Raw genomic sequence first — 6,473 nt, 5'->3', positions numbered from 1 at the left:
CTGTAATTATGACGACGCCGAGTCCCGACCAGACTGCATAAGCAACACCGACAGGGATGGATTTCAGAACCAGAGAAAGAAAATAAAATGCGATGCCATAACCGATTATGACAACGGCGGAAGGGGCAAGCTTAGTAAAGCCCTCGCTAGATTTTAATGCGGATGTTGCGATTACTTCGCCAACTATTGCGATAACAAGAAAAAGCCAGCCTTTCATGATATATCTCCCAATTTGTGTAGGGCTTATTATGCACGCTTAAAAATAATAAAAGCAGACTTGACCTGATAGTTTGGCTGTGAGCAATTATGTGCTTAGTGCATCTAACGCCTGAAATAAGCCGTGCCGCGAAGCGGCATCGGCTTGATTGAATTGTTAGACGGCAAACTCGAGCCAATACTTGTGCAGGCCAACAATATTAGACGAGCACAGCATGGGCATTGCCGCTTTGATCTTCTCCAGTGACCAATTCCACCACTCCATCTCCAGAAGCAATGAAATTTCCTCATCGGTGAAGCGTTTCTTAATCTTCTTAGCGGGATTGCCGCCAACGATAGCGTAAGGCTCCACATCTTTTGTCACCAACGAGCGGCTGCCTATCACCGCACCGTGCCCGATCTTGATTCCGGGCATGACCATTGCCTCAGAGCCGATCCAAACGTCATTGCCAATGACAGTATTACCTGCTTTTTGGAAGGCATCGAGTGCGCTTGAGAATGCAGGTTCTTCCTGCATATAAAAGAACGGGAAAGATGATGCCCAGTCGTACCGATGCCCCTGATTGCCAGCCATGATAAAGGAAGCCCCACTCCCGATAGAGCAGAAACTACCGATGATCAACTTATCAACGTCATCACGGTCCGGAAACAGATACCGTGCGCAGTCATCGAATGAGTGCCCATGATAGTAGCCAGAGTAATAACTGTACCGCCCAACTTTGATATTGGGGTTCTTCACTTGCTCAGAAAGCAGCTTGCCTTTGAAGGGGCTATCAAAGTAGTTGGTCATAAGAGATCCCGCGGTCTGTGACTTTGCCGTCTAACGTTTGAAATAAGGGGCGCCGAGCGCCAGCGAGGGGAGCCAAAAGCTTGCTTTTGGCCGTCCCGACTTGATTGAAGGGTTGGGCGTTTTTTTGCCTCGCCTTCGAGTTGCTCTTGTTGTACAATTTTCTGTACATGTACGGAGGATGTTATGGACGCTATCACTTACACACACGCCCGCGCCAACCTGGCTGGAACCATGGATCGTGTTTGCAACGATCATGAGCCGGTGATCATCACACGTAACGGCGACCAATCGGTTGTGATTCTCTCGCTGGAAGATTTCCAGGCGCTGGAAGAAACTGCGTATCTGCTGCGCAGCCCCGCCAACGCCAAGCGGCTTTTCAAGTCGATCGAGCAACTTGAAGCGGGCCGAGGACAGGCGCGGGAGTTGGCCGAATGAGATTAATTTTTTCCGATGATGCATGGGAAGATTATCTGTTCTGGCAAAAACAAGACCGCCGCATGGTTGATCGAATTAACAAGCTAATTAAAGAAACCACCCGAGAGCCTTTCTCTGGAGTGGGCAAGCCAGAGCCATTAAAACATGCTTTGGCCGGTTATTGGTCTCGTCGAATTACGGATGAGCACCGAATGGTTTACAAAGTGGCGGATGATGCCCTTTGGATCGTTCAACTCAAGTACCACTACTGAAAAGACGCCCAACGTTTGACATGAGGGGCGGCCAAGGGCGCCAGCCCTTGGACGTCCCCCTCGATGGAAGGGTTAGGCATCACTGCGTGTTCGCTCGAATGCCTGGCGTGTTTGAACCATGTACACGGCTGGACCATCTGGGGTGGTTACGGTACCTTGCCTCTCAAACCCCGCTTTCTCGTAGCATCGGATCGCTCGCAAGTTGCTCGGCGACGGGTCCGTTTGGATCTTGGTGACCTCGGGATCATTGAACAGCAACTCAACCAGAGCTCGAACCAGCTTGGTTCCCAAGCCTTTGCCCAGTTGTGATGCATTCGCCAGTGACTGGTCTATTCCGCGTACTCCTGGATCGGTTTCTTCTTCCCACCATCCGTCCCCGCTTCCAAGAGCAACGTACGACTGGGCATACCCAATCGGCTCTCCATTCAGCATTGCAATGTATGGAGTGACGGACTCTTGCGCTAAAACGCTTGGCAAGTACTGTTCCTGTACGTCAGCAAGTGTCGGGCGTGCTTCTTCTCCGCCCCACCACTCGACGATATGAGATCGATTTAGCCACTCATAGAGCATCGCAAGGTCATGCTCAGTCATGAGGCGCAGTGTGACGGAATCGGTGCTGTTGGTCACGATGCTGTACTTTGTGATGCCTAACTTTGTTTTAGACATCATTGGCGTGGAGCCGAGCAGACTGGCGGCTTCGTGCTTCACAAAGTAAATGAACGCAGTCAACTGATCAGCGCGTGAGGCCAAGCAATCCATCCCTTGTCCAAGGTAAGCCTGCTGGGCTTCAAGCAGCACGGGCTGATGTTGGACGGGCAGGCGTTCCATTACCCAGTTGGCAGCTACATCCTTCGGCGCGATCTTGCCGGTTGCTGCGCTGTACCAAATGCGAGACAAGGTAAGCACTACATTCCGCTCGTCGCCTGCCCAATCCGGTTGTGAGTTCCATAGTTTCAAGGTGTCGGCCAGTGCTTTGAATAGATCGCTTTCCGGGACTGGGTTGAAGAAATCTTCCGCGGCCGAACCTGCCAAGGCAAGGCTGTGTTGCCTTGCTTTAGTTAGCAGAATAGCCAGATCAACATCGGTTGTCGCGGGCTCGAAGATGCCCGCAAGAATGTCCTTGCGCTGCCACTCCCCGAATTGCAGTTCCCGTCTGGCTGGATAACGCCAAGGAACAACATCGCCGTACACGACGATGGTAACTTCCAAGGCACGGAGAGCTTCACTTTGGCCGGGAGAAGCGGAAACTTCCAGGAAATCTACGAACAGAGCCTGCCGCACAGTCTCATCGAGCTGTGCAGTCACAGTAACCAGCAAATCAATATCACTGCATGGCTTCAGGCCACCGTCGAGTGCAGAGCCGTACAAATGCACGGCCAGCAACGTCGATCCCAGATGATGCTCGATGACGTTGAGTGCCTGTGATAGCTGTACCGAAATCTCGGCGGGCACTGCGTTGCTCATGATGTCTAACTCCCAATTTGTGTAGGGCTTATTATGCACGCTTAAAAATAATAAAAGCAGACTTGACCTGATAGTTTGGCTGTGAGCAATTATGTGCTTAGTGCATCTAACTTTGTTTTAGGGCGACTGCCCTGCTGCGTAACATCGTTGCTGCTCCATAACATCAAACATCGACCCACGGCGTAACGCGCTTGCTGCTTGGATGCCCGAGGCATAGACTGTACAAAAAAACAGTCATAACAAGCCATGAAAACCGCCACTGCGCCGTTACCACCGCTGCGTTCGGTCAAGGTTCTGGACCAGTTGCGTGAGCGCATACGCTACTTGCATTACAGTTTACGAACCGAACAGGCTTATGTCCACTGGGTTCGTGCCTTCATCCGTTTCCACGGTGTGCGTCACCCGGCAACCTTGGGCAGCAGCGAAGTCGAGGCATTTCTGTCCTGGCTGGCGAACGAGCGCAAGGTTTCGGTCTCCACGCATCGTCAGGCATTGGCGGCCTTGCTGTTCTTCTACGGCAAGGTGCTGTGCACGGATCTGCCCTGGCTTCAGGAGATCGGAAGACCTCGGCCGTCGCGGCGCTTGCCGGTGGTGCTGACCCCGGATGAAGTGGTTCGCATCCTCGGTTTTCTGGAAGGCGAGCATCGTTTGTTCGCCCAGCTTCTGTATGGAACGGGCATGCGGATCAGTGAGGGTTTGCAACTGCGGGTCAAGGATCTGGATTTCGATCACGGCACGATCATCGTGCGGGAGGGCAAGGGCTCCAAGGATCGGGCCTTGATGTTACCCGAGAGCTTGGCACCCAGCCTGCGCGAGCAGCTGTCGCGTGCACGGGCATGGTGGCTGAAGGACCAGGCCGAGGGCCGCAGCGGCGTTGCGCTTCCCGACGCCCTTGAGCGGAAGTATCCGCGCGCCGGGCATTCCTGGCCGTGGTTCTGGGTTTTTGCGCAGCACACGCATTCGACCGATCCACGGAGCGGTGTCGTGCGTCGCCATCACATGTATGACCAGACCTTTCAGCGCGCCTTCAAACGTGCCGTAGAACAAGCAGGCATCACGAAGCCCGCCACACCGCACACCCTCCGCCACTCGTTCGCGACGGCCTTGCTCCGCAGCGGTTACGACATTCGAACCGTGCAGGATCTGCTCGGCCATTCCGACGTCTCTACGACGATGATTTACACGCATGTGCTGAAAGTTGGCGGTGCCGGAGTGCGCTCACCGCTTGATGCGCTGCCGCCCCTCACTAGTGAGAGGTAGGGCAGCGCAAGTCAATCCTGGCGGATTCACTACCCCTGCGCGAAGGCCATCGGTGCCGCATCGAACGGCCGGTTGCGGAAAGTCCTCCCTGCGTCCGCTGATGGCCGGCAGCAGCCCGTCGTTGCCTGATGGATCCAACCCCTCCGCTGCTATAGTGCAGTCGGCTTCTGACGTTCAGTGCAGCCGTCTTCTGAAAACGACAGTCAGAATAGAGTCTGCTTTCCCATTTTTTGACACATGCCCGCGAAGGTTATAGATTTCAGCCTGACAGAAATGGGCTTTGAGGCACAACGGAACAGAAAGTGCACTTAAGCCGCCTTCAACCAAGGAGACATCGTGCAGGGGCACCGCATCGGCTACGTCCGGGTCAGCAGCTTTGACCAGAACCCGGAACGCCAGCTGGAACAAACCCAGGTGAGCAAGGTGTTCACCGACAAGGCATCGGGCAAGGACACCCAGCGCCCCCAGCTCGAAGCGCTGCTGAGCTTCGTCCGCGAAGGCGATACAGTGGTGGTGCACAGCATGGATCGGCTGGCCCGCAACCTCGATGACCTGCGTCGCTTGGTACAGAAGCTGACTCAGCGCGGCGTGCGCATCGAGTTCCTGAAGGAGGGCCTGGTGTTCACTGGCGAGGACTCGCCGATGGCCAACCTGATGCTGTCGGTGATGGGGGCCTTCGCTGAGTTCGAGCGCGCCCTGATCCGCGAGCGGCAGCGTGAGGGCATCGCCTTGGCCAAGCAGCGTGGCGCGTACCGGGGCCGCAAGAAAGCCCTGTCCGATGAGCAGGCTGCTACCCTGCGGCAGCGAGCGACGGCCGGCGAGCCCAAGGCGCAGCTTGCCCGCGAGTTCAACATCAGCCGGGAAACCCTCTACCAGTACCTCCGCACGGACGACTGACACATGCCGCGTCGCTTGATCCTCTCGGCCACGGAGCGGGACACCCTGCTTGCGCTGCCGGAAAGCCAGGATGACCTGATCCGCTACTACACCTTCAACGACTCCGACCTGTCGCTGATCCGCCAGCGACGCGGCGACGCCAACCGCCTCGGCTTCGCCGTGCAGCTCTGCCTGCTGCGCTACCCCGGTTACGCGCTGGGAACCGACAGCGAGCTGCCCGAGCCGGTCATCCTGTGGGTGGCGAAGCAAGTCCAGGCCGAGCCGGCGAGCTGGGCAAAGTACGGCGAGCGCGACGTGACCCGTCGCGAGCATGCCCAGGAACTGCGCACCTACCTGCAACTGGCCCCGTTCGGCCTGTCCGACTTCCGCGCCCTGGTGCGCGAGCTAACCGAGCTGGCCCAGCAGACCGACAAAGGCTTGCTGCTGGCCGGTCAGGCCCTGGAGAGCCTACGGCAGAAACGACGCATCCTGCCGGCGCTGAGCGTGATTGACCGGGCCTGCTCGGAAGCCATTGCGCGAGCCAATCGGCGGGTCTACCGCGCCCTGGTCGAACCACTCACGGACTCGCATCGGGCCAAGCTGGACGAGCTGTTGAAGCTCAAGGCCGGCAGCAGCATCACCTGGTTGACCTGGCTGCGCCAGGCACCGCTGAAACCCAACTCTCGGCACATGCTGGAACACATCGAGCGGCTGAAGACATTTCAGTTGGTGGACTTGCCCGAAGGCCTGGGCCGGCACATCCACCAGAACCGCCTGCTCAAGCTGGCCCGCGAGGGTGGGCAGATGACGCCCAAAGACCTCGGTAAGTTCGAGCCGCAGCGCCGCTACGCGACCCTGGCCGCCGTGGTGCTGGAGAGCACCGCGACCGTGATCGATGAGCTGGTCGATCTGCATGACCGCATCCTGGTCAAGCTGTTCAGCGGCGCGAAGCACAAGCATCAGCAGCAGTTCCAGAAGCAGGGCAAGGCGATCAACGACAAGGTGCGCCTGTACTCCAGGATCGGCCAGGCGCTGCTGGAAGCGAAGGAAAGCGGCAGCGACCCCTATGCCGCCATCGAGGCGGTGATTCCCTGGGACGAGTTCACCGAGAGCGTCAGCGAGGCCGAGCTGCTGGCCCGGCCGGAAGGCTTCGACCACCTGCACCTGGTCGGCGAGAACTT

General features: G+C 57.0%; 8 protein-coding genes and 1 pseudogene. 5 read left to right on the top strand and 4 right to left on the bottom strand.

The features are described from left to right. Both J9892_RS15365 and J9892_RS15360 read right to left on the bottom strand, forming a co-directional pair. Nucleotides 1–217: SMR family transporter (locus J9892_RS15365; protein WP_000679421.1), on the bottom strand; the 217-nt coding region annotated here is incomplete at its 3' end. Between the two features lie 156 nt (nucleotides 218–373). Then, nucleotides 374–1,006 carry a type B-3 chloramphenicol O-acetyltransferase CatB3 gene (locus J9892_RS15360; RefSeq protein ID WP_000186237.1) on the bottom strand — a complete coding sequence of 211 codons (633 nt, stop codon included), beginning with the start codon at nucleotides 1,004–1,006 and terminating at the stop codon, nucleotides 374–376. Between the two features lie 183 nt (nucleotides 1,007–1,189). Here J9892_RS15360 and J9892_RS15355 point away from each other — a divergent pair, with 183 nt between their 5' ends. Both J9892_RS15355 and J9892_RS15350 read left to right on the top strand, forming a co-directional pair. Continuing rightward, on the top strand, nucleotides 1,190–1,441 hold the full coding sequence (locus J9892_RS15355; RefSeq protein WP_032492621.1) for a type II toxin-antitoxin system prevent-host-death family antitoxin: 252 nt from the start codon (nucleotides 1,190–1,192) through the stop codon (nucleotides 1,439–1,441). Further along, entirely contained in the window at nucleotides 1,438–1,692 is a 255-nt protein-coding gene (locus J9892_RS15350) for a Txe/YoeB family addiction module toxin (protein ID WP_032492620.1), read from the top strand. The genes J9892_RS15355 and J9892_RS15350 overlap by 4 nt, the downstream gene beginning before the upstream one ends. 72 nt (nucleotides 1,693–1,764) lie before the next feature. Here J9892_RS15350 and aac(6')-Ib read toward each other — a convergent pair whose 3' ends face one another. Together aac(6')-Ib and J9892_RS15340 are read right to left on the bottom strand one after the other, a co-directional pair. Beyond that, nucleotides 1,765–2,319, bottom strand: a complete 555-nt coding sequence (aac(6')-Ib, locus tag J9892_RS15345; protein ID WP_012695458.1) for an AAC(6')-Ib family aminoglycoside 6'-N-acetyltransferase — start codon at nucleotides 2,317–2,319, stop codon at nucleotides 1,765–1,767. A gap of 48 nt (nucleotides 2,320–2,367) precedes the next feature. After that, nucleotides 2,368–3,156: pseudogene (locus tag J9892_RS15340) on the bottom strand (AadA family aminoglycoside 3''-O-nucleotidyltransferase); the annotation flags it as partial. Nucleotides 3,157–3,402: 246 nt separating this feature from the next. Here J9892_RS15340 and intI1 point away from each other — a divergent pair. The 3 genes from intI1 to J9892_RS15325 form a co-directional block, all read left to right on the top strand. Then, nucleotides 3,403–4,416 carry a class 1 integron integrase IntI1 gene (intI1, locus tag J9892_RS15335; RefSeq protein ID WP_000845048.1) on the top strand — a complete coding sequence of 338 codons (1,014 nt, stop codon included), beginning with the start codon at nucleotides 3,403–3,405 and terminating at the stop codon, nucleotides 4,414–4,416. A 336-nt stretch (nucleotides 4,417–4,752) separates the two neighbouring features. Next, the gene (locus J9892_RS15330) at nucleotides 4,753–5,313 is read left to right on the top strand and encodes a recombinase family protein (RefSeq protein WP_001161490.1); all 561 of its coding nucleotides are present in this window, start codon (nucleotides 4,753–4,755) and stop codon (nucleotides 5,311–5,313) included. Nucleotides 5,314–5,316: 3 nt separating this feature from the next. Then, nucleotides 5,317–6,473: DUF4158 domain-containing protein (locus tag J9892_RS15325; RefSeq protein ID WP_210538556.1), on the top strand; the 1,157-nt coding region annotated here is incomplete at its 3' end.

It is taken from the genome of Aeromonas sp. Prich7-2, from assembly GCF_017939255.1.
GTDB classification, from domain to species: Bacteria; Pseudomonadota; Gammaproteobacteria; order Enterobacterales; family Aeromonadaceae; genus Aeromonas; species Aeromonas caviae.
This window is presented reverse-complemented; position numbering and strand designations above follow the sequence as displayed.

Excerpts from the sequence above, each read along its gene's own strand:
- J9892_RS15350 (WP_032492620.1), top strand. The coding sequence starts at position 1,438 with ATGAGATTAATTTTTTCCGATGATGCATGGGAAGATTATCTGTTCTGG.
- J9892_RS15355 (WP_032492621.1), top strand. The coding sequence starts at position 1,190 with ATGGACGCTATCACTTACACACACGCCCGCGCCAACCTGGCTGGAACC.
- intI1 (WP_000845048.1), top strand. The coding sequence starts at position 3,403 with ATGAAAACCGCCACTGCGCCGTTACCACCGCTGCGTTCGGTCAAGGTT.
- J9892_RS15360 (WP_000186237.1), bottom strand. The coding sequence starts at position 1,006 with ATGACCAACTACTTTGATAGCCCCTTCAAAGGCAAGCTGCTTTCTGAG.